Origin of the sequence: Thauera propionica, from assembly GCF_002245655.1 — a bacterium.
In the GTDB taxonomy this organism is placed as follows: Bacteria; Pseudomonadota; Gammaproteobacteria; order Burkholderiales; family Rhodocyclaceae; genus Thauera; species Thauera propionica.
This window is the reverse complement of sequence record NZ_NOIH01000003.1, coordinates 224,990-249,038: the sequence shown is the minus strand read 5'-3', so window position 1 is coordinate 249,038 and position 24,049 is coordinate 224,990. Positions and strand designations below refer to the sequence as shown.

Sequence of the window (24,049 nt, the reverse complement as noted above, 5' to 3'; positions counted from 1 at the left end):
CCCGCCTTCGCTCCGGCACTTAGCGCGCCTCGGGCGCACCCGTCGCAGCCTCTTCCTGCTGCTGCAGCAGCCACATCTGCGCGTAGGCGCCCCCTTTCGCCAGCAGCGGGGTGTGGCGACCGCGCTCGACGATGCGCCCGCCGTCGAGCACGATGATCTCGTCCGCATCCATGATCGTCGACAGCCGGTGTGCGATGACCAGCGCGGTGCGGCCCTGCGCGGCGCGCTCGATCTGCGCCTGGATCGCCTTCTCGGTCTTGGAGTCGAGGGCCGAAGTGGCCTCGTCGAAGATCAGGATGGCAGGGTTCTTCAGCAGGGCGCGGGCGATCGCCACACGCTGCTTCTCTCCGCCCGACAGCTTCAGACCGCGCTCGCCGACGCGCGTCTCGTAGCCGTCGGGCAGCTGGCGGATGAAGTCCTCGAGCTGGGCGGCGCGCGCGGCGGTCTCGACCTCTTCGCGTGTGGCTGTCGGGCGGCCGTACTGGATGTTGTAGAGCAGGGTGTCGTTGAACAGCACCGTGTCCTGCGGGACGATGCCGATGGCTGCGCGCAGGCTGTCCTGCGTTAGCTGACGGATGTCGTAACCGTTGATGCGGATGGCGCCGCCCTGCACGTCGTAGAAGCGGTAGAGCAGGCGGGCGAGCGTCGATTTGCCCGAACCGGAGTGCCCGACCACCGCCACCGTGCTGCCGGCAGGGATGTCGAAATCGACGTCGAACAGGATCGGGCGCTTGGCGTCATACGCGAAGCTGACATTCTCGAAGCGCACGCTGGCCGGACCAGCCGGCAGGCGCAGGGCGTCGGGTGCATCGGCGATCTCGCGGTGCTGGTGCATCAGGCCGAACATGCGCTCGATGTCGGTCAAAGACTGGCGGATCTCGCGGTACAGCACGCCGAGAAAGTTCAGCGGAATATAGAGCTGGATCAGGAAGGCATTGACCAGGACGATGTCGCCGATCGTCATCTCGCCGCTGGCCACGCGGATCGCCGCCTGCCACATCATCGCCGTTACGGCGACCGCGATGATCGCGGCCTGGCCGACGTTGAGCGCGGACAGGGAGTACTGGTTGGTGATCTGGGCCTGGGTCCATTTGTTCAGCTGTTCGTCGTAGCGCCTCGCCTCGAACGCCTCGTTGTTGAAGTACTTGACGGTCTCGAAGTTGATCAGGCTGTCGATGGCGCGCGCGTTCGCCGCGGAGTCCAGCTCGTTGGCCTGGCGGCGCAGCGTCGTGCGCCAGTTGGTGACCTTGACCGTGAACACGACGTAGATCACCAGCGCGGCGAGTGTGATCAGCGCGAAAACGGCGTCGTATTGCACCAGCAGGATGCCGATCACCAGGCCGATCTCGATCAGCGTCGGCAGGATCGAGTAAAGCGTGTAGCTGATCAGCGACCCGATCGAGCGCGTGCCGCGCTCGATGTCGCGCGTCAGGCCGCCAGTCTGGCGCTCGAGGTGAAAGCGCAGCGACAGCGCATGCAGATGGCGGAACACGCGTAGCGAGATCTCGCGCACCGCCTGTTGCGTAACGCGGGCGAAGATGACCTCGCGCAGCTCGGTAAGCAGTGAGGTCGAGAAGCGGAACGCCCCGTAGGCCAGCAGCAGCGCCGCCGGCACCACGATGAAGGCCTGTTCGCGCGTGATCGTGAGATCGTCGATCAGGTGCTTGAAGATGATCGGCACCGTGACGTTCGCGCCTTTCGCGGCCAGCAGACAGGCGAGCGCGAAGATCACGCGGCCCTTGTAGGCCCAGATGAAGGGAAACAGGCTTTTCAGGGTCTGCCAGTCGTGACGTTCGGTGGGTTCGGCGGCGGGCAGGGCGGCGGAGGGGGCGCGTCTCATTCAGGCGATCCGGGGTGGGGCGGCGGAAGCGCTCGATTCTGTTGCTCTGCCGATCGGGAGTCAAACCCGCGGTTCCTGCCGCTCTTCGCCATAAACAACGCTTGACAGGCAATAAAGAGAACGTATGATTCAAACAAACGTTTGAAAGAGATTGCCGATGTCCACCGAATCCCGCACGTCACAGCCCGAAACGCGCGATCGCATCCTAGATGCGGCCGAGCGGCTGTTCGTCGAGCACGGCTTCGAAGGCACGTCGATGCGCATGATCACTGGGGCGGCGAATGCCAATCTCGCGGCGGTGAATTACCACTTCGGCAGCAAGGACGCGCTGATCCAGGCCGTGTTTCGCCGCCGGCTGACGGCGCTGAATGAGGCGCGGCTTGCCGCGCTCGACCGGCTGGAAGCCGAGGCCGGCGGGTCGCCGCTGAAGCCAAGCCGCATCGTCGAGGCCTTCTTCGGCACGGCGCTGGCACTCGCAGCCGACACCGAACATGGCGGCAACCTCTTCATGCGCCTGCTCAGTCGGACCTATAACGAACCGAACGCCTTCGTACGCCAGTTCCTCGCCGAGGAGTACGCCGAGGTCATGGATCGCTTTCTGGGTGCGCTGTTCCGCGCGCTGCCGGGAGTACCGCGTGGCGAGGTGATGTGGCGCTTCCATTTCATGATGGGGGCGATGTCCTTCGCCATTGCAGGCATCGAGAGTGTGCATGCGATGGCGGGCATGCCTTACGAGGCTGATGACCCGTCGAAGCTGTTGCCGCGCCTGATGAGCTTCCTGCTCGGGGGCTTGCGCGCGCCGCTGCCCGAGTTCGGGGCGACCGATCCCGACTGATTTCAATGACAGGGCGCCAGTCAGAACCCGAGCGCCCGGCAAGAGGAGAACATGATGGTCTGGTTGTTGCTGGTTTCCCTCCCTCCCTTGGCAGGTGCGCTCGCCTACGGGCGAGCGCCACTTTTTGCCTGGCTGCTGGCGGGCCTGGTGTGGCTTGCGGCAATGGGCTGGGCGGCTGACTGGCCGGTGGCGGTGACGCTGCTGGCGCTTGCCGCGTATGGTGGCGCGATGAGCCTGTTCCTCGTCGACTCTCTGCGTCGGCAGTGGGTGACCGCTCCGATCTTCAAGGCCTTCCGCAAGGCGCTGCCGACGATGTCGCAGACCGAGAAAGATGCGCTCGAGGCCGGTACGGTGTGGTGGGAAGGCGAGCTTTTCCGCGGCGAACCGGACTGGAAGAAGCTTCAGAACTATCCCTGGCCTCGGCTCACGGCCGAGGAGCAGTCGTTTCTCGACAACGAGGTCGAGGAGCTGTGCCGCATGACCAACGACTGGACGTGCACGCAGCAGCAGGACATGCCGGCCGAGGTGTGGCAGTTCATCAAGGACAAGGGATTCCTCGGGATGATCATTCCGAAGGACTACGGCGGTAAGGGTTTTTCGGCCTATGCCCACTCGCAGGTGATCACCAAGCTGTCGACCCGTTCGTCTGCGCCCGCGGTCACCGTGATGGTGCCGAACTCACTTGGCCCTGCGGAGTTGCTGCTGCACTACGGTACGCCCGAGCAGAAACAGCACTACCTGCCTGGCCTTGCCTGCGGTCGCGAGATCCCGGCGTTCGCGCTCACCAGCCCATGGGCGGGATCGGACGCCGCGTCCATTCCCGATGCCGGCGTGGTGTGCAAGGGCGTGTGGAACGGCGAGGAAGTGCTGGGCATGCGCGTGAGCTTCGACAAGCGTTACATCACGCTCGCGCCGGTGTGTACCGTGTTCGGCCTGGCCTTCCGCCTGTACGACCCCGATGGGCTGCTGGGTGGCGACAAGGATGTCGGCATCACCTGCGCGCTGGTGCCGCACGAGCATCCCGGTGTGGACATCGGTCGTCGCCACTTCCCTCTGAATGCGGTGTGGATGAACGGGCCGGTGCGCGGCAAGGAGGTCTTCATGCCGCTCGAATTCATCATCGGCGGGCCGAAGATGGCCGGCCAGGGCTGGCGGATGCTGATGGAGTGCCTGGCTGCCGGGCGCTCGATCTCGCTGCCGGGCTCGAACACCGGCATGCAGAAGCTGACTGCGCGTGCAGTGGGCGCCTACGCCCGCGTGCGCTATCAATTCAAGACCCAGATCGGCCGTTTCGAAGGTGTAGAGGAGGCGCTGACGCGCATCGGCGCCAACACCTACCTGTGCGACTCGGCGCGCGTGATGACGGCGGGCGCGATCGACCTGGGCGAAAAGCCGTCGGTCGTGTCTGCGATCGTCAAGTATCACGTGACCGAGCGCGCGCGCCAGGTTGTCAACGATGGCATGGACGTGATCGGCGGCAAGGGCATCTGCCTTGGCCCGCAGAACTTCCTCGGCCGTGCCTACCAGCAGATTCCGGTCGGCATCACCGTGGAGGGGGCCAACATCCTCACGCGCAGCCTGATCCTGTTCGGCCAGGGTGCGATCCGTTGCCATCCGTTCGTGCTCGAGGAGATGGGTGCAGCGCAGCGCAATGATGCGCGCGCCTTCGACAAGGCCTTGTGGGGCCATGTCGGCTTTACCGTGTCGAACGCAGCGCGTGCGGTGGTGATGGGACTGACCGGCTCGCACTTCGTGAAGGTTCCGCCGGATGTCGCGCCCGAGACGCGCCGCTACTACCAGCAGCTCACGCGCTTCTCGGCCGCCTTCGCCTTCATCGCCGACATCTCGATGGGCACCATGGGCGGCGCGCTCAAGCGCAAGGAGAAATTGTCGGCCCGCCTGGGCGATATCCTGTCGCTGATGTATCTGGCCACGGCGACGCTGAAACGCTACGAGGCCGACGGCCGGCCGGCGGCCGACGCGCCGCTGATGCACTGGGCGATCTGGGACTGCATGTTCCGCATCCAGCAGGCCTTCGAGGGCGTGATCGCGAACTTCCCGAACAAGCTCTTCGCTATCGTGCTGCGTCGCCTCGTCGTGTTCCCGCTCGGCCGGCCCTACGTGGTGCCGTCCGACAAGCTGGGGCATGAGGTCGCCGCGCTGCTGATCACGCCATCGGCCACCCGCGACCGGCTGACGTCCGACGTCTATCTGCCGACCGACATCGAGGAGCCGGTCGGCGCGCTCGAAGCGGCCCTGGCGGCGACGATTGCGGCGGAACCGATCGAGGCCAAGCTCAAGCAGGCGCAGCGTGACTGCAGCTTCAAGCCTGGCCTGCTGACCGATGGCGACGTGGATGAAGTGTGGCGCCGGGCGCGCGATGCCGGCGTGATCACCGAGGAAGAGTATCGCGTCGTTGAACGCCGCAACCTGCTGCGTGACAAGGCCATCCGTGTCGATGACTTCCCGTATGACTTCGGACTCAAGGCTGCGCTGGACGAGGTACCGACGGTGGCGCCGGCGCTGAAGGAGGCCGCATGAGTCGTGATGTGTTCATCGTCGATGGCGCGCGCACGCCCTTCCTGAAGGCGCGTACCGGCCCCGGTCCCTTCACCGCGGCGGACATGGCCACCGCGGCGGGTACGGCGCTGCTGATGCGCCAGTCCTTCGCGCCCGACCAACTCGACGAAGTGATCCTGGGCTGCGCCAGCCCGGCCGCGGACGAAGTGAACATCGGCCGCGTGGTGGCGCTGCGCATGGGTTGCGGCAATGCCGTGCCTGGCTGGACGGTCATGCGCAACTGCGCTTCGGGCATGCAGGCGCTTGATTCGGCGATCGCCAACATCCAGTGCGGCCGTTCGGGGCTGGTGCTGGCGGGCGGTGTCGATGCCCTGTCCCACGCCCCGCTGTTGTTCTCCGAGAAGATGGTGCGCTGGCTGGCGAACTGGTACGCGACCAAGACGGTCGGCCAGAAGCTGGTGGCGCTCAAGTCCCTGCGTCTGGCTTACCTCGCACCGGTCATCGGCATCATGAAGGGCCTGACCGATCCGATTGTCGGCCAGTTGATGGGGCAGACCGCCGAGAACCTCGCCTTCAGGTTCGGCATCACGCGCGAGGACATGGACGCCTTTGCGGTGCAGAGCCACCAGCGCGTGGTCGCCGGGCAGGACGCCGGCCACTACGCCGACGAGATCGTGCCGCTGATCGGCCGCGACGGCACCGTCTATGCCTCCGACGATGGGGTACGGCGGGACTCGTCGATGGCCGGACTGGCCAAACTGAAGCCCTTCTTCGACAAGAAGTACGGCCGCGTCACCCCCGGAAACAGTTCGCAGATCACCGACGGGGCGGCGTGGCTGCTGCTGGCGTCGGCCGAGGCGGTCGAGCGTCATGGACTGCAGCCGATCGGACGCATCGTCGACAGCCAGTGGGCCGGGCTCGCGCCGGACCAGATGGGGCTTGGCCCGGTGCATGCAGCGATGCCGATTCTGCAGCGCCACGGGTTGGCGCCGAACGATGTCGATGCCTGGGAGCTGAACGAAGCCTTCGCGGCACAAGTGATCGCCTGCTTGCGCGCGTTCGATGATGACGAATACTGCCGCACGCATTTCGGTGTGGAGACAGCGCCGGGGGCGCCCGACATGGCTCGCCTGAACGTCGATGGCGGCGCTGTGGCGCTGGGGCATCCGGTCGGCGCGAGCGGTGCGCGCATCGTGCTGCACCTGCTGCACGTGCTGCGTCGCACCGGCGGCAAGCGCGGGATGGCGTCGATCTGCATCGGCGGGGGACAGGGCGGCGCGATGCTGGTGGAGACCATGCAATGACGCATTTCACACAACAAACCTGGAAGCACTGGCGACTGCGCCAGGAGGACGGCGGTCTGGCCTGGCTGGAGATCGATTGCGTCGATGCTGCAGCCAACACGCTGTCGGCCGAGGTTATGGCCGAGTTCGCGCAGGTGCTCGATGTGCTGGACGCCCGCTCGCCGAAGGCGCTGGTGATCGCCTCGGGCAAGGCTGCCGGCTTCATCGCCGGCGCCAATATCGAGGAGTTCACACAGCTCGATTCACCAAGCGCCGCGCGCGCTCTGGTGGAGCGCGGCTGGAGCCTTTTCAACCGCCTCGCCGCGGTGCGCTATCCCACGCTCGCGCTGATCCGGGGACATTGTCTGGGCGGTGGCCTGGAACTGGCGCTGGCGTGCCGCTATCGCATTGCGGTGGATGAACCCGGCACCAAGCTCGCCCTGCCGGAGGTGATGCTGGGGATCGTCCCGGGCTGGGGCGGCATCCTGCGCCTGCCGGCCATGATCGGTCCGGCGGCTGCGCTCGACATGATGCTGACCGGCAAGGGCGTCGACGCGAAGAAGGCGAAGCGCCTCGGGTTGGTGGACGACTGCGTGCCCTTGCGCGTGATGGAATCCGCCGCGCGCATCATGGCGCTGTCCGATGCCCCGCCGCGCAAGCTGCCGCTGCAGGAGCGCGTGCTGCGCTATGCGATGAATGGCCCGCTGCGCAGCAAGGTGGCCGACAAGGCGCGCAAGCAGACCGCCGCCAAGGTCAGCCGTGACAACTATCCTGCGCCTTTCGCCATCATCGACATCTGGGAGAAGTACGAAGGTAATGCGCTCGCCGTGCCGGCCGGCGATCCGTCCTCGCTCGAGGCGATCTTCGCCTCGCCCACGACCAAGAACCTTGTGCGTGTGTTCTTCCTGCAGGAGCGCCTGAAGGCCTTCGGCAAGGACAGCGATTTCGCGCCGAAACATGTGCATGTGGTCGGTGCTGGCGTGATGGGGGGCGACATTGCTGCGGTGTGCGCGCTGCGCGGCATGCGGGTGACGCTGCAGGATCAGTCGGTCGAACGCATCGCACCGGCCATCCAGCGGGCCGCGAAGCTGTTTGAACGCCGCTACAAGGGCGATGCGCGTCAGGTCCGATTCGCGCTCGACCGGCTCATTCCAGACCCGCAGGGGCAGGGCGTGCCGCGTGCCGACCTCATCATCGAGGCGATCTTCGAGAACCTCGAGGTCAAGCGCAGCCTGTTCGCCGATCTCGAGCGCCGTGCGAAGCCCGAGGCGGTGCTTGCCACCAACACCTCCAGCCTGCGGCTCGAGGACATCGCCACGGTGCTGCAGGACCCTTCGCGGCTCGTGGGCATCCATTTCTTCAACCCGGTGCCGATGCTGCCGTTGGTGGAGGTGGTGCAGGGCGAGGCGACCGATGCCGCGGTCCTGCGTCGTGCGACCGGCTTCGTGCGTGCCATCGACAAGCTGCCGCTGCCGGTCAAGAGTGCGCCCGGCTTCCTCGTCAATGCGGTGCTCGGGCCCTACATGCTCGAGGCGCTGCGCTGCGTCGAGGAGGGGCGCTCGCCGGAAACCGTCGATGCCGCACTGGTACGCTTCGGCATGCCGATCGGGCCGGTCGAACTGGTCGATACCGTCGGGCTCGACATCGCGGTCGCCGCAGGCAAGGCACTGGCCGGAGAGGGCGCGACGCCACCGCAGCGACTGCTGCGCCTGGTCGAGGAAGGCAGACTCGGACGCAAGAGCGGCGAGGGCTATTACCGCTGGGTGGATGGCAAGGCGCAGAAGGGCGAGGCCGGCGCGGCCGGGCCCGAACTGGCCGAGCGTATCCTCGCGCCGCTGCTCGCGGCGGCCGAGCGCTGTGTCCGCGACGGGGTGGTGGCGGATGCCGATCTGGCCGATGCAGGCGTGATATTCGGAACGGGATTTGCCCCGCATACCGGCGGGCCGTTGCATTACAGCCGCAGTCGCGGGAAAACCCGGATTGGCGGGGATCCGGTGGTGGCGGAAGGTGCGCCGCAGACTGTCACCCAGGAGTGAATCATGAGCGAGTTGTCCGTTCAGGCCTCTGAACTGCCCCACGACAAGCAGCCGGCGCTGCGGGTCATGCCGATGCCGGCAGACCTGAATCCGGCAGGTGACGTGTTCGGCGGCTGGGTGATGTCGATGGTGGACATTGCGGGGGCGATTCCCGCAGTGCGCAGGGCGCGCTCGCGGGTTACGACCGTGGCAGTCAACTCCTTCGTCTTCAAGCAGCCTGTGTCGGTCGGCGACCTCGTGAGCTTCTATGCGGACGTCAGTTCGGTCGGGCGTACGTCGATCACGGTCGATGTCGAAGTCTTTGCCGAACGCGATCCGGAGAATCCGGTTGTGGTCAAGGTGACCGAGGCGCGACTGACCTATGTCGCGCTCGACGACCGCGGGCGCAAGCGCCCGGTGCCTGCCGAATGAGTTTTGTTGGTGAGTAGTGCGTTTTTTCAGTAGAGCGGGACAAACCCGCAAGTCATGACAACGTGAGGGGACATCACATGCAACTGAAGCGTCTGGCAATGAATGTGGCTGCGGCGACCGCCGCACTGGCGGCGGGTAACGCGATGGCCGCGGGTTTTGCGCTGCAAAACCAGAACGGGGCGGGGACCGGCTACGCCTACGCCGGTTCGGCAGCGGTGGCCGAGGATGCGAGCACGATCTACTTCAACCCGGCGGGGATGCTCTACCTGAGCGAAGGTCACCATGTCACGGGTGCGCTGACCGTGCTGGATCGCTCGCTCGAGTTCTCGGACAAGGGGACGAATGCCCTGCGCGTGGCTGCGCCACCTGTTCCCGCCTATCCGCTCGACAACGACGGCGGTAACGCGGGCGGCAAGTCACTGGTACCCGCCGTGTTCTGGGCCATGTCGGTGAACAAGGACCTGCGGCTCGGTCTCGGGATCTCGCCGACCTTCGGCAACGCCACCGAGTGGGACGATACCTTCATGGGGCGCTACCAAGGCAACTATTCGGAGATCAAGGCGATCAACATCAACCCGAGCATTGCGTTGCGGGTCAACGACGTGGTTTCGCTGGGTTTCGGCGTCAACTACGTGAAGTTCGAGGCCGATCTGCGCGGTATGCAGCCCGTCGTTGCACTGCTGCCGGCTACGGTGGATGTCGAGAGCAAACTGTCGGGTGACGATACCGGCTGGGGCTGGAACGCAGGCGCAATGTTTCAGCTGACGCCGGCGACACGTGTGGGCGTCACGTACCGCTCAACGATCGACTTGAATGTTGAAGGCAAGCTGGAGGCTGGGCCCACATCGAGGCCGGCGAAAGTGTCTATCGAGCTTCCGGATACCGCTTCGCTGGCCATTTCCCATCAGGCAACCGACAAGCTCCAGATCCTCGCCGACTATACGTGGACTGGTTGGAGTTCTCTGCCCCGCTTGCGTGTTCTGAATGGTGCGACAGGTGCGCTGATCAACAACGAAGAGTTGGGCTTCAAGGACAGCTACAGGGTCGGCCTTGGCATGCAGTACCAGTACACCGACGCGCTGCGGCTGCGCGCGGGTGTTGCGTACGACCAATCGCCTGTGCGCAAGGCCGAGGACCGCACCGTCCGCCTGCCGGACTCCGACCGCACCTGGCTGGCCGTCGGCTTCAATTACAAGCTGACCAAGCAGACCTCGATCGATGCCGGTTACGCGCGTCTGTTCTTCGACAAGGAGAAGATCGACCGCCGTACTGTGCTCGGCACGACTCAGACCGCGCAGTTTGTTCGTGGGTCGTTCGACACTTCGGTCAACATCTTCTCGGTCCAGCTCAACCACGCTTTCTAACCCCGCCAGAGGGCCGCGGCCGGGCCCGGTGGCCTGGCCGCTTCGCATCCGGAGAACCGCATGAGTCGTCTCATCATCCGCAAGGTTGCCGTGCTCGGCGCCGGCGTCATGGGCGCGCAGATTGCCGCCCATTGCGCCAATGCCGACGTGCCGGTGATCCTCTTCGATCTGCCGGCCAAGGAAGGCCCGGCAAACGGCGTCGTCGACAAGGCCGTCGCCAGCATGAAGAAGCTCGATCCGGCGCCGTTCGCGGCGAAGGATCGCGCGCAGTACATCGAGGCCGCCAACTACGGCACCGACCTCGCCCGACTGGGCGAATGCGACCTGGTCATCGAGGCTATCGCCGAGAAGATGGAGTGGAAGCTCGATCTCTACGCCAAGGTTGCCCCGCATCTGAAGCCCGGTGCCGTGTTCGCGTCGAACACCTCGGGTCTGTCGATCAATGCCCTCTCCGCCGGCATGCCGGCCGGCGCGCGCAGCCGCTTCTGCGGCATTCATTTCTTCAATCCGCCGCGCTACATGCCGCTGGTGGAACTGATCCCCACCGCCGACACTGATCCGGCGATGCTTGATGCGCTGGAGGCCTGGCTGACGACCCGCCTCGGCAAGAGCATCGTGCGCGCCAAGGACACGCCCAACTTCGTCGCCAACCGCGTCGGCGTATTCTCGATCCTGGCGGTGCTGCACCACACCCAGCGTCTGGGCCTGGCCTTCGATGAAGTCGACCTGCTGACCGGTCCGCGCATCGGCCGTCCCAAGAGCGCCACCTTCCGCACGGGCGACGTCGTCGGTCTCGATACGCTGGCGCACGTCGTTGGCACCATGCAGGCGACGCTGCCCAACGACCCCTGGCATGCGCATTTCAGCACGCCCGCGTGGCTGCAGGCGCTGATCGCCAAGGGTGCGCTGGGGCAGAAGACCAAATGCGGCATCTACCGCAAGCAGGGCAAGCAGATCCAGGTGCTCGACCTGAATCTGCAGGACTACCGCGACAGCGGCGGCGAGGTCTTCCCCGAGGTCGAGGCGATCCTGAAGCTGAAGAGCCCGGCGGAGAAGTTCGCCCAGCTCGCAGCGCATCCGCACCCGCAGGCGCAGTTCCTGTGGTCCATCTTCCGCGACGTGTTTCATTACTGCGCGGTGCATCTGGGCGACATCGCCGACAATGCGCGCGATGTCGACCTGGCGATGCGCTGGGGCTTCGGCTGGGCGCAGGGGCCGTTCGAGACCTGGCAGGCCGCGGGCTGGCGCGAGGTGGCGGCGATGATCCAGGAGGACATCGACCACGGTCGCGCGATGTCGAGCGTGCCGCTGCCACCATGGGTGTTCGAGCGCGACGGTGCGCATGCGCCCGCGGGCTCCTTCAGTGCCGCGGAGAACGCGCTGAAGGCGCGCGCGGCGCTGCCCGTGTATCAGCGCCAGCTCTATCCGGACCGGGTTCTGGGCGAGGCGCCGGACGACCGCGGCGAGACGCTGTGGGAGAACGGCGGCGTGCGCCTGTGGCGGCGCGCCGACCTGGATGCGCGCATTGGCATCGTGTCGATCGTGTCGAAGATGCACGCGATCGGCGACGAGGTGATGGATGGTCTGCTCGAGGCGATCGCGCGTGCCGAAGCCGACCTCGACGGCCTGGTGATCTGGCAGCCGGCGCCGTTCGCGGTCGGTGCCAATCTGCAGCAGGTGGGCGAGGCCTGCCGCGCCGGTCAGTTCGATCTGCTCGAGAAGATGGTGGCGAAGTTCCAGCGCGCGTCGATGAGCATCAAGCATGCGCAGGTGCCAGTGGTCGCGGCGGTGCAGGGCATGGCGCTGGGCGGCGGCTGCGAGTTCGTGATGCACGCCGCGCACCGCGTGTTCGCGCTCGAAAGCTACGTCGGCCTGGTCGAGGCCGGCGTCGGCCTGATTCCGGCGGGTGGCGGCAGCAAGGAGTTCGCCTTGCAGGCCCACGCCCTGGCGCTGCGTGCGGCCGGCGGTGATGTGTTCCCCTACATCCAGAACGCCTTCCAGACGATTGCGATGGCGACTGTCGCCAAGAGCGCGCTGGAGGCGATCCAGCTCGGCTTCGGGCGGGCGGGGGACGACGTGGTGTTCAACGCTGCCGAGATCCTGTACGCCGGGATTCGCCGCGCGCGGGCGATGGCCGAATCGGCCTGGCGCCCGGCGCTGGTCAATCCGGCGGTCACCGTGGCGGGGCGCAACGGCATCGCGACCTGCGAAATGATGCTGGTGAACATGGCCGAAGGGGGCTTCATCTCGGCGCACGACTACCGCGTCGCCAAGGCGGCGGCCACCGCGCTGTGCGGTGGTGAAGTGGAGACCAACAGCCGCGTCAGCGAGCAGTGGATCCTGGACGTCGAGCGCGCGCAGTTCGTAGAACTGCTGAAGACCGAGAAGACCCAGCAGCGCATCGCGCACATGCTCGAGACGGGCAAGCCCCTGCGCAACTGACGGAGAAGAATCGATGAGCAAACAGATTCAGGACGCCTATATCGTCGCCGCGGTGCGCACGCCGGTTGCGAAGCGCAACGGTGCCTTCCGCAACGTGCGGCCGGACGACATGCTGGCGAAGGTGCTGCGCGAGGTGGTCGCGAAGGTGCCCAATCTCGATGGCAACGAGATCGGCGACGTCATCACCGGCTGCGCAATGCCGGAAGCCGAGCAAGGCATGAACGTGTCGCGTATCGGCTTGCTGCTGGCCGGCCTTTCGGACAGGGTGCCGGGTGTCACGATCAACCGCTTCTGCGCCTCGGGTCTGCAGGCAGTGGCCGATGCCGCCAACCGCATCCGCCTTGGCGAGGCTGACGTGATGATCGCCGCCGGCACCGAAAGCATGAGCGCGATGCCGCAGATGATGGGCAACAAGGTCAGCCTCAATCCGGAGATCTTCGCGCACGCCGAGAACGTCGCCATCGCCTACGGCATGGGGCTGACGGCGGAGCGGGTGGCGCAGCAGTGGGGCGTCAGCCGCGAGGATCAGGACGCGTTCGCCGTCGAGTCGCATCGTCGCGCCTGCGCGGCGATTGCGGCCGGGCAGTTCGAGGCCGAGATCGTGCCGTATGCGGTGAAGTCACACGTGCCTGGCGAAGGCGGCACGGTACGCATCGTCGAGCGCATGCTGGCGCAGGACGAGGGGCCGCGGCCGGATTCGGCATTGGACAAGCTGGCCAAGCTCAAGCCGGTGTTCGCCGCGCGCGGCTCGGTGACGGCGGGCAACAGTTCGCAGATGTCCGATGGTGCGGCCGCGGTGCTGCTGATGAGCGAGGCGGCAGTGAAGCGCTATGACGTGAAGCCGATCGCGCGCTTTGCCAGCTTCGCCGTGGCCGGTGTACCGCCCGAGGTCATGGGCATCGGCCCGATCGAGGCCATCCCGCGCGCCCTGCAGCGTGCAGGGGTGGGCATGGGCGACATCGGCTGGACCGAGCTGAACGAGGCCTTCGCCGCCCAGGCGCTGGCGGTGATGCGCCAACTGGAGATGGACCCGGCCAAGGTCAATCCGCTGGGCGGGGCGATCGCGCTGGGGCATCCGCTAGGCGCGACGGGGGCGATCCGCACTGCGACACTGATGGCCGCCATGCAGCGCGATCCCGGCCTGCGCTACGGCATGATCAGCATGTGCATCGGCACGGGCATGGGCGCAGCAGGGGTGTTCGAGCGCGTCTGATTCGGCCTTTCGCATGGCGTTCGGGGAACGGCAGCTTCGGCTGCCGTTCCCCATTCCCACCCTTCGGATAACACGGATGACGTGCACGTCACCTGATCGATCACCGTGATCGGTTGGTAACAATCTTTTATAATCCGCGGGTTTGTTTGATGCGGGAGCGCGTCGACAGCCTTCGGATTGCAGTCTTGCCGGGGGTTCGTTCGCCTCCCGCCCATTGTCACGACAGTTTGGGCGAGAGACGCATGATAAGAATCAAACGCGGACTGGACCTGCCCATCACCGGCGCCCCGGCGCAGCGTATCGAGGCCGGCAGGCCGGTGCGCAGTGTGGCCGTCATCGGCTTCGACTATCACGGCATGAAGCCGACGATGTCGGTTCAGGTCGGTGATCGGGTGAAGCTGGGCCAGGTCCTTTTTTCCGACAAGAAGACCCCCGGCGTGGTCTTCACGGCGCCCGGTGCGGGCACGATCAGCGCGATCCATCGCGGCGAGCAGCGCGTGCTGCAGTCGGTGGTGATCGATCTCGAAGGTGAGGACGCGGTCGAGTTCGCGCGTTACACCGATGGCGAGCTCGAGACGCTGGCGCAGGACAAGGTGCGCCAGAACCTGATCGACTCCGGTCTGTGGACCGCCCTGCGCACGCGCCCCTACAGCAAGGTGCCGGCGGTGGACGGCACGCCGAGCTCGATCTTCGTCACCGCGATGGACACCCATCCGCTCGCCGTCGATCCGACTGTCGTCATCGCCGAGCACGCCGCGGACTTCGCGCGCGGTCTCAAGGCCCTCGCTCGCATCGCCCGTGTCGTCGTGTGTCATGCCGAAGGCACGCAGATGCCCTGTTCCGGGCTGGCCAATGTCAGCGCCGAGACCTTTGCCGGCCCGCATCCGGCAGGCCTGGCGGGCACCCACATCCATTTCATCGACCCGGTCGATGCGCACAAGTCGGTGTGGTACCTGAACTATCAGGACGTGATCGCCGTCGGCAAGCTGTTCTCCACCGGCCGCCTGTGGACCGAACGTGTCGTGTCCATCGCCGGCCCGATGGTCGACAAGCCGCGCCTGGTGCGTGCCCGTCTGGGTGCCAGTCTGGACGAGCTCACTGCCGGCGAGCTGCTGCCGGGCAAGAAGGTGCGCGTGATCTCCGGCTCGGTGTTCGGTGGCCGCACCTCGCGCGGCGCCTGCGCCTACCTGGGGCGCTACCACCTGCAGGTTTCCTGCCTGGAGGAAGGCACCGAGCGCGAGATGCTGCATTACCTGCGCGCGGGTGTCGACAAACACTCGGTGATGAACCTCTACATCTCCAAGCTCTCGCCGGGCAAGCTGTTCAACTTCACGACCACCACCAACGGCAGCCCGCGTGCGATGGTGCCGATCGGCAACTACGAAGAAGTCATGCCGCTCGACATCCTGCCGACGCAGCTGCTGCGCTCGCTCATCGTCAGCGACACCGAGATGGCGCAGAAGCTGGGTTGCCTGGAGCTGGACGAGGAAGACCTGGCGCTGTGCACCTACGTGTGCGCCGGCAAGTACGAATACGGTCCCATCCTGCGGGATAACCTCACACGCATCGAGAAGGAGGGTTGAGAATGGGTCTGCGCTCCTGGCTCGACAGCATCGAGCATCATTTTGAAAAGGGCGGCAAGTACGAGAAGTTCTACGCTCTGTACGAAGCCATCGACACGGGTCTGTTCAAGCCCGGCAGTGTCACCCGCACCACCTCCCACGTGCGCGACGGTCTCGACCTCAAGCGCATGATGATCACGGTGTGGCTGTGCACCTTCCCGGCGATGTTCTTCGGCATGTGGAACGTCGGCTACCAGGCCAACACCATCCTCGCCGGCAGTGCCGAGCTGATGGCGGCGCAGGACGGCTGGCGCATCGCGCTGACCAGTGCGCTGGCGGGGCTGGACCCGGCCAGCCTGTGGGCAAACTTCCTGCACGGGGCGACCTACTTCCTGCCGATCTACCTGACGACCTTCATCGTCGGTGGCTTCTGGGAAGTGCTGTTCGCCGCGATTCGCCGCCATGAGGTGAACGAGGGCTTCTTCGTCACCTCGGTGCTGTTCGCCCTGACCTGCCCGCCGGACATGCCGTTGTGGCAGGTGGCGCTGGGCATCAGCTTCGGCGTGGTGATCGGCAAGGAAGTGTTCGGCGGTACCGGCAAGAACTTCCTCAACCCGGCGCTGACCGGCCGTGCCTTCCTGTACTTCGCCTATCCGGCGCAGATGTCGGGCGACGCCGTGTGGACCGCGGTGGATGGCTATACCGGCGCGACCATGCTGTCGCTCGGCGCCAGCGGAGGTATCGAGGCGGTGGTCGGCAACGGCATCGACTGGATGAGCGCCTTCCTCGGTACCGTCCACGGTTCGATCGGCGAGACCAGCACGCTGGCCATCCTGATCGGCGGTGCGGTGCTTCTGCTGATGAAGATCGCGTCCTGGCGCATCGTCACCGGTGTGTTCCTCGGCATGGTGGGCATGAGCCTGCTGTTCAACGCCATCGGCTCTGACACCAACCCGATGTTCGCCGTGCCCTGGTACTGGCATCTGGTGATGGGCGGGTTCGCCTTCGGCATGATCTTCATGGCGACCGACCCGGTGTCGGCGTCGATGACCAATACCGGGAAGTGGATCTTCGGCGCGCTGGTCGGTGTCATGACCGTGCTGGTGCGCGTGGTGAACCCTGCCTTCCCCGAGGGCATCATGCTGGCCATCCTTTTCGCCAACCTGTGTGCGCCGCTGATCGATCACTTCGTGATTGCGGCCAACATCAAGCGGAGGCTTGCGCGCAATGTCTAAGAAAGAATCGACGAGCCGTACGCTGCTGGTGGCGCTGGCGGTCAGTCTCGTCAGCTCGGTCTTCGTTGCCGGTGCGGCGGTTTCGCTGAAGCCGGTGCAGATCGAGAACCGCCAGCTCGACAAGCAACGCAGCATCCTGTCCATCGCCGGCCTGGGTGATGCTGAAATGTCGGCGCGCGAGGTGAAGGCTGTGTTCGGCAGCCGCATCAGGGCGCGCGTGATTGATCTGGAGACGGGCGAGTATGCGGACGCCCATGATCCGAACCTGTTCGACCCGCTGAAGGCAGCGCGAGACCCGAAACTGTCCGATGCGCTGCCCGGCGAAGAGGACATCGCGCTGATCAAGCGCCGCGAACGCTTCACCACCGTGTACATGGTCGAGCAGGATGGAAAGCTCGAGTCCCTCATTCTGCCGGTGCGGGGCTACGGGCTTTGGTCGACACTCCATGGCTTCGTCGCAGTGAAGAACGACCTCAACACGGTGGTCGGCCTCGGCTTCTATCAGCATGCCGAGACGCCGGGCCTTGGCGGCGAAGTCGACAACCCGAAGTGGAAGGCGCTGTGGCCGGGCAAGACCCTGTTCGACGAGCAGGGCAAACCGGCGATCCGCATCGTCAAGGGGGGCGTGGATCCGGCGAACCCCGAGGCGACACATCAGGTCGATGCACTTGCTGGTGCCACGCTGACAAGCAACGGCGTCGACCGGCTGCTTCAATTCTGGCTGGGTGAGCAGGGCTTCGGGCCCTACCTGGCCAAACTTCGTACCCAGGGGGTCTGATCATGTCCAAACCCACCATGAAGGAAGTCCTACTCAACCCGATCTTTGCGAACAACCCGATCGGTTTGCAGATCCTAGGCATCTGTTCTGCGCTCGCGGTGACATCCAACCTCAAGACCGCGCTGGTGATGTCGATTGCGCTGACGCTGGTTACGGCGTTCTCGAGCATGTTCATTTCGATGATCCGAAGCCAGATTCCGGGCTCGATCCGGATGATCGTGCAGATGGTGATCATCGCTTCGCTCGTGATCGTGGTCGATCAGATCCTGCGGGCATATGCCTTCAGCCTCGCCAAGCAGCTGTCGGTGTTTGTCGGCCTGATCATCACCAACTGCATCGTGATGGGGCGCGCCGAAGCGTTCGCGATGCAAAACCCGCCGCTGCTGTCCTTCATGGACGGGATCGGCAACGGCCTCGGCTACAGCGTCGTGCTGCTGACCCTGGGCGTGATCCGCGAGCTGTTTGGCGCCGGCAAGCTGTTCGGGGTCGAGATCATCGCGCTGGCCAAGGATGGCGGCTGGTACGTGCCCAACGGCCTGCTGCTGCTGCCGCCGTCCGCGTTCTTCCTGATCGGCCTGCTGATATGGGCGCTGCGTTCGTGGAAGAAGGACCAGGTCGAGAAGCCGGCGTTCAAGATGGCGCCGCAGGTCGTGACCAAGGAGGCCTACTGAAATGGAACACTATCTGAGCCTCTTCGTCCGGGCCGTGTTCATCGAGAACATGGCACTCGCCTTCTTCCTCGGGATGTGCACCTTCATCGCCATCTCGAAGAAGGTCGAGACCGCGATCGGCCTCGGTATCGCGGTGATCGTGGTGCAGACCATCACGGTCCCGGCCAATAACCTGATCTACACCTACCTCTTGCGCGAAGGCGCGCTGGCGTGGGCGGGACTGCCGGACGTCGATCTGTCCTTCCTTGGCCTGCTGTCCTACATCGGCGTGATTGCCGCGATCGTGCAGATCCTCGAGATGCTGCTCGACAAGTACGTGCCCAGCCTCTACAACGCGCTGGGCGTGTTCCTGCCGCTCATCACGGTGAACTGCGCGATCATGGCGGGCTCGCTGTTCATGGTCGAGCGTGATTACAACCTTGCTGAAAGCACGGTGTATGGCATCGGCTCTGGCGCCTCGTGGGCGCTGGCGATCGCGCTGCTGGCGGGCATCCGCGAGAAGCTGAAGTACAGCGACGTGCCCGAGGGTCTGCAGGGACTGGGCATCACCTTCATCACCATCGGGCTGATGTCGCTGGGCTTCATGTCCTTCTCCGGCGTGCAGCTCTAAGGACGGGATGAACACATGAATACCGAAATCGTACTCGGCATCGGGATGTTCACCGCCATCGTGCTTGCGTTGGCCGTGTTCATCATCGTTGCCCGCTCCAGGCTGGTGGCCAGCGGCGACGTCACCATCGACATCAATGGCGAGAAGAAGATCACCGTCCCGGCCGGCGGCAAGCTGCTGCAGACCCTGGCCGAAAGCGGGCTCTTCCTGCCCTCGGCCTGCGGCGGTGGCGGCACCTGCGCGCAGTGCAAGTGCGTCGTCAAGGAAGGCGGCGGCTCCATGCTGCCGACCGAGGAATCGCACTTCACCAAGCGCGACGCCAAGGAAGGCTGGCGCCTGTCCTGCCAGACCCCGGTCAAGCAGGACATGAAGGTCGAGGTGCCGGAAGAAGTCTTCGGCGTGAAGAAGTGGGAATGCACGGTGGAGTCCAACCCCAACGTCGCCACCTTCATCAAGGAACTGACGCTGCGCCTGCCCGAAGGCGAGGACGTCCACTTCCGCGCTGGCGGCTATGTGCAGCTCGAGTGCCCGCCACACGTCGTCAATTACAAGGATTTCGACATCCAGGACGAGTATCGCGGCGACTGGGACAAGTTCAACATGTGGCGCTTCGTCTCCAAGGTGGACGAGACCGTGATCCGCGCCTACTCGATGGCGAACTACCCGGACGAGAAGGGCGTGGTGAAGTTCAACATCCGCGTCGCGTCGCCCCCACCGGGCCGTGACGACATTCCGCCGGGCAAGATGTCCTCTTGGGTGTTCAACCTCAAGAAGGGTGACAAGGTCACGGTGTATGGTCCGTTCGGCGAGTTCTTCGCCCGCGACACCGACAACGAGATGGTCTTCATCGGCGGCGGTGCGGGCATGGCACCGATGCGTTCGCACATCTTCGACCAGCTCAAGCGCCTGAGCAGCAAGCGCAAGATCAGCTTCTGGTACGGCGCGCGCTCGATGCGCGAAGCCTTCTACGTCGAGGAGTTCGACAAGCTCGCCGCCGAGAACCCGAACTTCAAGTGGCACCTCGCGCTGTCGGACCCCCTGCCCGAGGACAACTGGACCGGCTACACCGGCTTCATCCACAACGTGCTGTACGAGAACTACCTCAAGGACCATCCGGCCCCCGAGGACTGCGAGTTCTACATGTGCGGCCCCCCGATGATGAACGCGGCAGTGATCAAGATGCTGCTGGATCTCGGCGTCGAGCGCGAGAACATCATGCTCGACGACTTCGGCGGCTGAAGGCCGGGGCCACGCGACACCACGGGGCGCGCCGCGCGCCGTGTCAGAATGCCCGCTGTTGCGCCCGTGCGCATGGCGGGCATTTTTTCTGGAGGATTTCCCGATGGCGGATACCGTTCTGCTCGATGTCACCGATGGCATCGCCACCCTGACGCTCAACCGGCCGCAGGCGCTCAATGCCCTGTCGATCGCGATGATGCCCGACCTGGCCGCGGCCGCGCGCGAACTTGCGGCGCGCAAGGACTACGGCGTGGTCGTCGTGCAGGGGGCGGGAGACCATTTCATGGCCGGTGGCGACCTGAAGGACTTCGCGGGCCAGCTGCATCTGTCGCGCGAAGCGCGTCTGGCGGAATTCAAGGCGCTGATCGTGCAGCACATCAACCCCACCGTGGAGATCCTGCAGAGCCTGCCGCAGCCGGTGATCGCAAAGGTGCGTGGCGCATGCGCCGGTTTCGGCCTGTCGCTGATGCTGGGCTGCGACCTCGCGATCTGTGCGGACAACGCCAAGTTCACCACCGCCTATGCCTCGATCGCGCTGTCGGGTGACGGTGGCGCATCGTATTTCCTGCCCCGCATCGTCGGCCGGCGCAAGGCGGCCGAGTTGCTGTTGCTGGCCGAGCGTTTCGATGCCGCCGAGGCGCTCCGCCTGGGGCTGGTGAACCGCGTCGCGCCCCTCGACCGGCTCGACGACGAGGTTTCGGCACTGGCGAGTCGCTTGCTGTCTGGGCCGCAGCACGCCTACGGCGAGATCAAGCGCCTGCTCACGGCTTCGCACGACAACCAGCTCGAATCGCAGCTGCAGAGCGAGGCGGAAGCCTTTGCGCGCTGCGCAGCCGCCGACGATTTTGCCGAGGGCGTTACGGCCTTCCTGGCAAAACGTGCGCCGTCGTTCGGCGGGCGCTGACTTCGGCGACTGATGTTGGCGCCTGACGTTGGCGACTGAAGTCGGCTGCACGGGCGGTCATTGCGACAGGCGGTAGGCCAGTCGTCCGATCGCCTCGTGCACCGCGAACCAGCCGGTATAGGCGCTGTTCGCATTTGGGAGCTGGCCGGGCAGGAAATGCTCGCCGGATGGCTCGCCATGGTCCGCGAGCCATCCGGTCGGCGCAGGAGTCACGATCATTCCCGCTGCTTCGAATGCCGCCTGCGCGCGAGGCATGTGCATGGCGTGGGTGACGAGGAGCACGTGGCGCACGTCCGCATCACGCAGGATCTGCGCCGAGAAGAGCGCGTTCTCGCGCGTGTCCCGCGAGCCGACCTCGGCCCAGCGCACGGACAGGCCGAAGTCTTCCTCGAGTGCGGATTTCATCAGGACCGCTTCGGCGGTCTCGCCGGCGAGGCCACCGCCACTGACGAGCAGTGGCAGGCCTGTCGTGCGCGCGAGCCGGGCGCCGTAGCGGACCCGCTCGAGCGCGAGGCGGTTCAGGGTCTCGCCGCCGTATTCAGGCGCATAGTCGCGCCGCCCTGCGCCAAGGACCACGATGGCCTGCGCCGCTGTGGCCGCCTCTATCGACAGGGGTTGCGGGTCTTCAAGTTGCTTCGCCAGCCAGCCGACGCTCGCCGGCAGGGTCAGCAGCAGGTTGAGCGCGATTCCGCCCCATGCCAGCGCTCGCCCCAGGCGCGGGTGGCGACGCAGCAACAGCAGGCCGACGACCACCGGTAGCAGTGGCAGCAGTGGCGGCAGGATGGCCGCGGCGAGCAGCTTCTTGAGCCAGAACAGTAGGGCAGGGAGGGAAAAATCCATCTTGGTTTGTCGTCGGCAGGGGCGGACAGTATTATCGGGCCAATTCACTCGTGCCCACCCGTGTCCATGACCCTTCCTTCTCGAACGCAGACGACCGTGGGCTTCCGGCATCCAGGCCCCGGTCGACGTTTGTCGGCGAGGAAGAGGTGGTGAGCTTGCGTCAGCTCCTGTGGCTGCTGGTGGTATTGTGCGTCGGCTTTGCCGCCTGGCAACTGCTGCGCGCGCTGATCGTCGCGCGGCGCACGCCGTCGCGTGCAACGGGCGCACCGAAGGCAACGGTGGTCGATGACGATGGCGCTGAGGACGACGGCTTCGATTACGCCCCCGAGCTCCGGCCGGGTCCGGTATCACCCCCTCCAGTAGCGCCCCAGCCTGTGCCGGAGCGCTCACCGGAAAGTTTTCAACTCGAACTCGAGGCCCGCCACCTGCGGCGGGAGGTAGCCGAGTTGCGGGCACTCGTGTCGCGCCAACATGCCGAGATAGATGCCCTGCAGCTCGAGGTTGCGGGCCTGCGCACGCAGCTCGAGGACGCTGGCGCGGGTGCCAGCGGCGTGTCGCCCGAGTACAGCGAATCGCTGCGCCTTGCCGAGCAGGGCATGTCTGCCGAGGAGATCGCTGCGCGTTGTGGCATCACCGTGGCCGAGGCCGAACTCGTGCTCTCGCTCGCACGCAGTGGAGGCGCCCAACGATGAGTACGCAGGACGATCCGCTGCGCAGGCAGCGCAACCAAGCCCTGAAGCGCGCGGGCGTGGCCTTGGTCTTGGCGGGCCTGCTGCTCGTCGTGGCGCTGGTGCTGGAGCAGCAGGGGGCCGTGCCGGAGCGCGTCGGGGCCGGCGCTGGCAAAGGCCAGGTGGGCATGCAGCCGGCAGCGTCGGCGATCGCCGTCCTCCCGCCGGCAGCTCCGGCGCCGCGCGTGCCGGCCGCCGCGCAGCCGGAACAGGGCGGCCCCCCGGACCCTGTGCAACCCGCCGCGCCTGCAACCGACCGCGCGCCAGAGGCTCCCATTGTGCCCGCGGTGCCCGTTGCGCCGCTGCCTGTCCCACAAGCCATTCCGCCTGCCCCTGCTGACGGCTTCCGCATTCAGCTCGGCGTGTTCGGCGATCCGGCGAATGCCGCCGCCTATCAGCGCGAGCTCGCTGCAAAAGGGTTGCCGGCTACGATCCAGAGCCGGGTCGTGCTCGGCCCCTTCGCCGACCGTACCGCGGCGGAGAAGGCCCAGGCGGCCTTGCGCAAGGCGGGCCATGAAGCCGGTATGCTGTTGCCGCCCGCACGCAAGAAACCCTGAACCGGGTAAAGAAACCTTCCACCTTGAGGAGTCGCACCATGAAGATCAAGAGCCCCGAATTCGGCAGCGCAGAGATTGCTGACGACCTCATCATCGAGTTTCCCGAGGGGCTGCCCGGCTTCGAGGCCTGCCGCCGTTTTGCCCTCGTGCATGAGGAAGGGCGCGAGCCGGACGTCTTCTTGCTGCAGTGCGCGGATGATCCCGAAGTCGGCTTCTCGGTCACACCACCGGCCCGCCTGGGCGTCAATCTCGAGTTCGTCCTGACCGACGCCGAGACCGAACTGCTGCAGCTCCAGAATCAGGAAGATCTCGCCGTTGCGGTCATCGTGCGGGCGCAGGAGGGGGCGGACGCGAATCCGGCCTCGGCCGGCTTGAGCGCCAACTTCATGGCGCCGCTGGTGATCAATACGCGGGCGCGTCGCGGACTGCAGAAGGTCATCGGCCGCATGGGCTGCGACATCACGCTGCGCCAGCAGGACTGAATCCTGCCGCGCGGCCGCAGGCGGGCAGTCGCGGTTTACAATGCGGGCCTTTCGCACCCAGAGGTTTTCGCCATGGCCCGCACCATCATCTCCACGCCCAACGCACCGGCCGCGATCGGCCCGTATTCGCAGGCCGTCAAGGTCGGCAACCAGGTCTACCTGTCCGGCCAGATCGGGCTCGATCCCGTCAGCATGCAACTGGTCGACGGTGTCGAGGCCCAGGCCGTGCGCGTGTTCGACAACCTCAAGGCGGTGGCCGAGGCCGCAGGGGCGTCGTTCGCCGACGTCGTCAAGATCACGATCTACCTGACCGACCTGTCGAACTTCGGCATCGTCAACGAGGTGATGACGCGCTACTTCGCCGAGCCCTATCCGGCCCGCGCCACCGTGGGCGTCCGCGAACTGCCCCGTGGCGCGCTGGTCGAGGCCGACCTCACCATCGTGCTCGGCTGATTCCGCGAAGTCTGCCTGAGCAAGGGATGCTGCGCCTGCAGCGTCC

The 24,049-nt window shown here is 65.8% G+C and carries 21 protein-coding genes; 19 read left to right on the top strand and 2 right to left on the bottom strand.

Features of this window, described 5'->3' with window-relative positions:
• Nucleotides 1-19: 19 nt before the first annotated feature.
• Nucleotides 20-1,840, bottom strand: a complete 1,821-nt coding sequence (locus CGK74_RS02540) for an ABCB family ABC transporter ATP-binding protein/permease (RefSeq protein WP_094266946.1) — start codon at nt 1,838-1,840, stop codon at nt 20-22.
• 157 nt (nt 1,841-1,997) lie between these two features.
• Here CGK74_RS02540 and CGK74_RS02535 point away from each other — a divergent pair, with 157 nt between their 5' ends.
• The 15 genes from CGK74_RS02535 (at nt 1,998) to CGK74_RS02465 (ending at nt 20,943) form a co-directional block, all read left to right on the top strand.
• Nucleotides 1,998-2,675 (top strand): TetR/AcrR family transcriptional regulator, encoded by a 678-nt coding sequence (locus tag CGK74_RS02535; RefSeq protein WP_094266945.1) that lies wholly within the window; start codon nt 1,998-2,000, stop codon nt 2,673-2,675.
• A gap of 54 nt (nt 2,676-2,729) precedes the next feature.
• Complete coding sequence (locus CGK74_RS02530; protein ID WP_094267419.1) at nt 2,730-5,216, top strand: acyl-CoA dehydrogenase; 2,487 nt, start codon at nt 2,730-2,732, stop codon at nt 5,214-5,216.
• Nucleotides 5,213-6,499 carry an acetyl-CoA C-acetyltransferase gene (locus CGK74_RS02525; RefSeq protein ID WP_094266944.1) on the top strand — a complete coding sequence of 429 codons (1,287 nt, stop codon included), beginning with the start codon at nt 5,213-5,215 and terminating at the stop codon, nt 6,497-6,499. The genes CGK74_RS02530 and CGK74_RS02525 overlap by 4 nt, the downstream gene beginning before the upstream one ends.
• Nucleotides 6,496-8,514 (top strand): 3-hydroxyacyl-CoA dehydrogenase NAD-binding domain-containing protein, encoded by a 2,019-nt coding sequence (locus CGK74_RS02520; RefSeq protein WP_094266943.1) that lies wholly within the window; start codon nt 6,496-6,498, stop codon nt 8,512-8,514. Before CGK74_RS02525 ends, CGK74_RS02520 begins: the two co-directional genes overlap by 4 nt.
• A 3-nt stretch (nt 8,515-8,517) precedes the next feature.
• Nucleotides 8,518-8,925 carry an acyl-CoA thioesterase gene (locus tag CGK74_RS02515; protein ID WP_094266942.1) on the top strand — a complete coding sequence of 136 codons (408 nt, stop codon included), beginning with the start codon at nt 8,518-8,520 and terminating at the stop codon, nt 8,923-8,925.
• 77 nt (nt 8,926-9,002) lie between these two features.
• Nucleotides 9,003-10,289, top strand: a complete 1,287-nt coding sequence (locus CGK74_RS02510) for an OmpP1/FadL family transporter (protein ID WP_094266941.1) — start codon at nt 9,003-9,005, stop codon at nt 10,287-10,289.
• 60 nt (nt 10,290-10,349) lie between these two features.
• The gene (locus CGK74_RS02505; RefSeq protein WP_094266940.1) at nt 10,350-12,731 is read left to right on the top strand and encodes a 3-hydroxyacyl-CoA dehydrogenase/enoyl-CoA hydratase family protein; all 2,382 of its coding nucleotides are present in this window, start codon (nt 10,350-10,352) and stop codon (nt 12,729-12,731) included.
• Nucleotides 12,732-12,744: 13 nt separating this feature from the next.
• Nucleotides 12,745-13,944, top strand: a complete 1,200-nt coding sequence (locus CGK74_RS02500; protein ID WP_094266939.1) for an acetyl-CoA C-acyltransferase — start codon at nt 12,745-12,747, stop codon at nt 13,942-13,944.
• A 242-nt stretch (nt 13,945-14,186) separates the two neighbouring features.
• Nucleotides 14,187-15,527, top strand: a complete 1,341-nt coding sequence (locus tag CGK74_RS02495) for a Na(+)-translocating NADH-quinone reductase subunit A (RefSeq protein WP_094266938.1) — start codon at nt 14,187-14,189, stop codon at nt 15,525-15,527.
• Nucleotides 15,528-15,529: 2 nt separating this feature from the next.
• A complete protein-coding gene (locus CGK74_RS02490) occupies nt 15,530-16,741 on the top strand; it encodes an NADH:ubiquinone reductase (Na(+)-transporting) subunit B (RefSeq protein WP_094266937.1) in 1,212 nt (403 codons plus the stop codon).
• Nucleotides 16,734-17,519 carry a Na(+)-translocating NADH-quinone reductase subunit C gene (locus tag CGK74_RS02485; protein ID WP_094266936.1) on the top strand — a complete coding sequence of 262 codons (786 nt, stop codon included), beginning with the start codon at nt 16,734-16,736 and terminating at the stop codon, nt 17,517-17,519. Before CGK74_RS02490 ends, CGK74_RS02485 begins: the two co-directional genes overlap by 8 nt.
• A 2-nt stretch (nt 17,520-17,521) precedes the next feature.
• Nucleotides 17,522-18,190 (top strand): NADH:ubiquinone reductase (Na(+)-transporting) subunit D, encoded by a 669-nt coding sequence (locus CGK74_RS02480; RefSeq protein WP_094266935.1) that lies wholly within the window; start codon nt 17,522-17,524, stop codon nt 18,188-18,190.
• A 1-nt stretch (nt 18,191) separates the two neighbouring features.
• Nucleotides 18,192-18,800 (top strand): NADH:ubiquinone reductase (Na(+)-transporting) subunit E, encoded by a 609-nt coding sequence (gene nqrE, locus CGK74_RS02475; protein ID WP_020690580.1) that lies wholly within the window; start codon nt 18,192-18,194, stop codon nt 18,798-18,800.
• Between the two features lie 15 nt (nt 18,801-18,815).
• Entirely contained in the window at nt 18,816-20,039 is a 1,224-nt protein-coding gene (gene nqrF / locus CGK74_RS02470; protein ID WP_094266934.1) for an NADH:ubiquinone reductase (Na(+)-transporting) subunit F, read from the top strand.
• A gap of 103 nt (nt 20,040-20,142) precedes the next feature.
• Nucleotides 20,143-20,943, top strand: coding sequence for an enoyl-CoA hydratase/isomerase family protein (locus tag CGK74_RS02465; RefSeq protein WP_094266933.1), 801 nt, complete (start codon nt 20,143-20,145; stop codon nt 20,941-20,943).
• Nucleotides 20,944-21,000: 57 nt separating this feature from the next.
• Here CGK74_RS02465 and CGK74_RS02460 read toward each other — a convergent pair whose 3' ends face one another.
• The gene (locus CGK74_RS02460; protein WP_094266932.1) at nt 21,001-21,783 is read right to left on the bottom strand and encodes a YdcF family protein; all 783 of its coding nucleotides are present in this window, start codon (nt 21,781-21,783) and stop codon (nt 21,001-21,003) included.
• A 149-nt stretch (nt 21,784-21,932) separates the two neighbouring features.
• Here CGK74_RS02460 and CGK74_RS02455 point away from each other — a divergent pair, with 149 nt between their 5' ends.
• The 4 genes from CGK74_RS02455 (at nt 21,933) to CGK74_RS02440 (ending at nt 24,003) form a co-directional block, all read left to right on the top strand.
• The gene (locus tag CGK74_RS02455; protein ID WP_206186157.1) at nt 21,933-22,475 is read left to right on the top strand and encodes a DUF2802 domain-containing protein; all 543 of its coding nucleotides are present in this window, start codon (nt 21,933-21,935) and stop codon (nt 22,473-22,475) included.
• Nucleotides 22,472-23,068 carry an SPOR domain-containing protein gene (locus CGK74_RS02450; RefSeq protein WP_094266931.1) on the top strand — a complete coding sequence of 199 codons (597 nt, stop codon included), beginning with the start codon at nt 22,472-22,474 and terminating at the stop codon, nt 23,066-23,068. Before CGK74_RS02455 ends, CGK74_RS02450 begins: the two co-directional genes overlap by 4 nt.
• Before the next feature lie 38 nt (nt 23,069-23,106).
• Nucleotides 23,107-23,550, top strand: a complete 444-nt coding sequence (fliW, locus tag CGK74_RS02445) for a flagellar assembly protein FliW (protein WP_094266930.1) — start codon at nt 23,107-23,109, stop codon at nt 23,548-23,550.
• A gap of 72 nt (nt 23,551-23,622) precedes the next feature.
• On the top strand, nt 23,623-24,003 hold the full coding sequence (locus CGK74_RS02440; RefSeq protein ID WP_094266929.1) for a RidA family protein: 381 nt from the start codon (nt 23,623-23,625) through the stop codon (nt 24,001-24,003).
• The last annotated feature ends 46 nt before the right edge of the window (nt 24,004-24,049 follow it).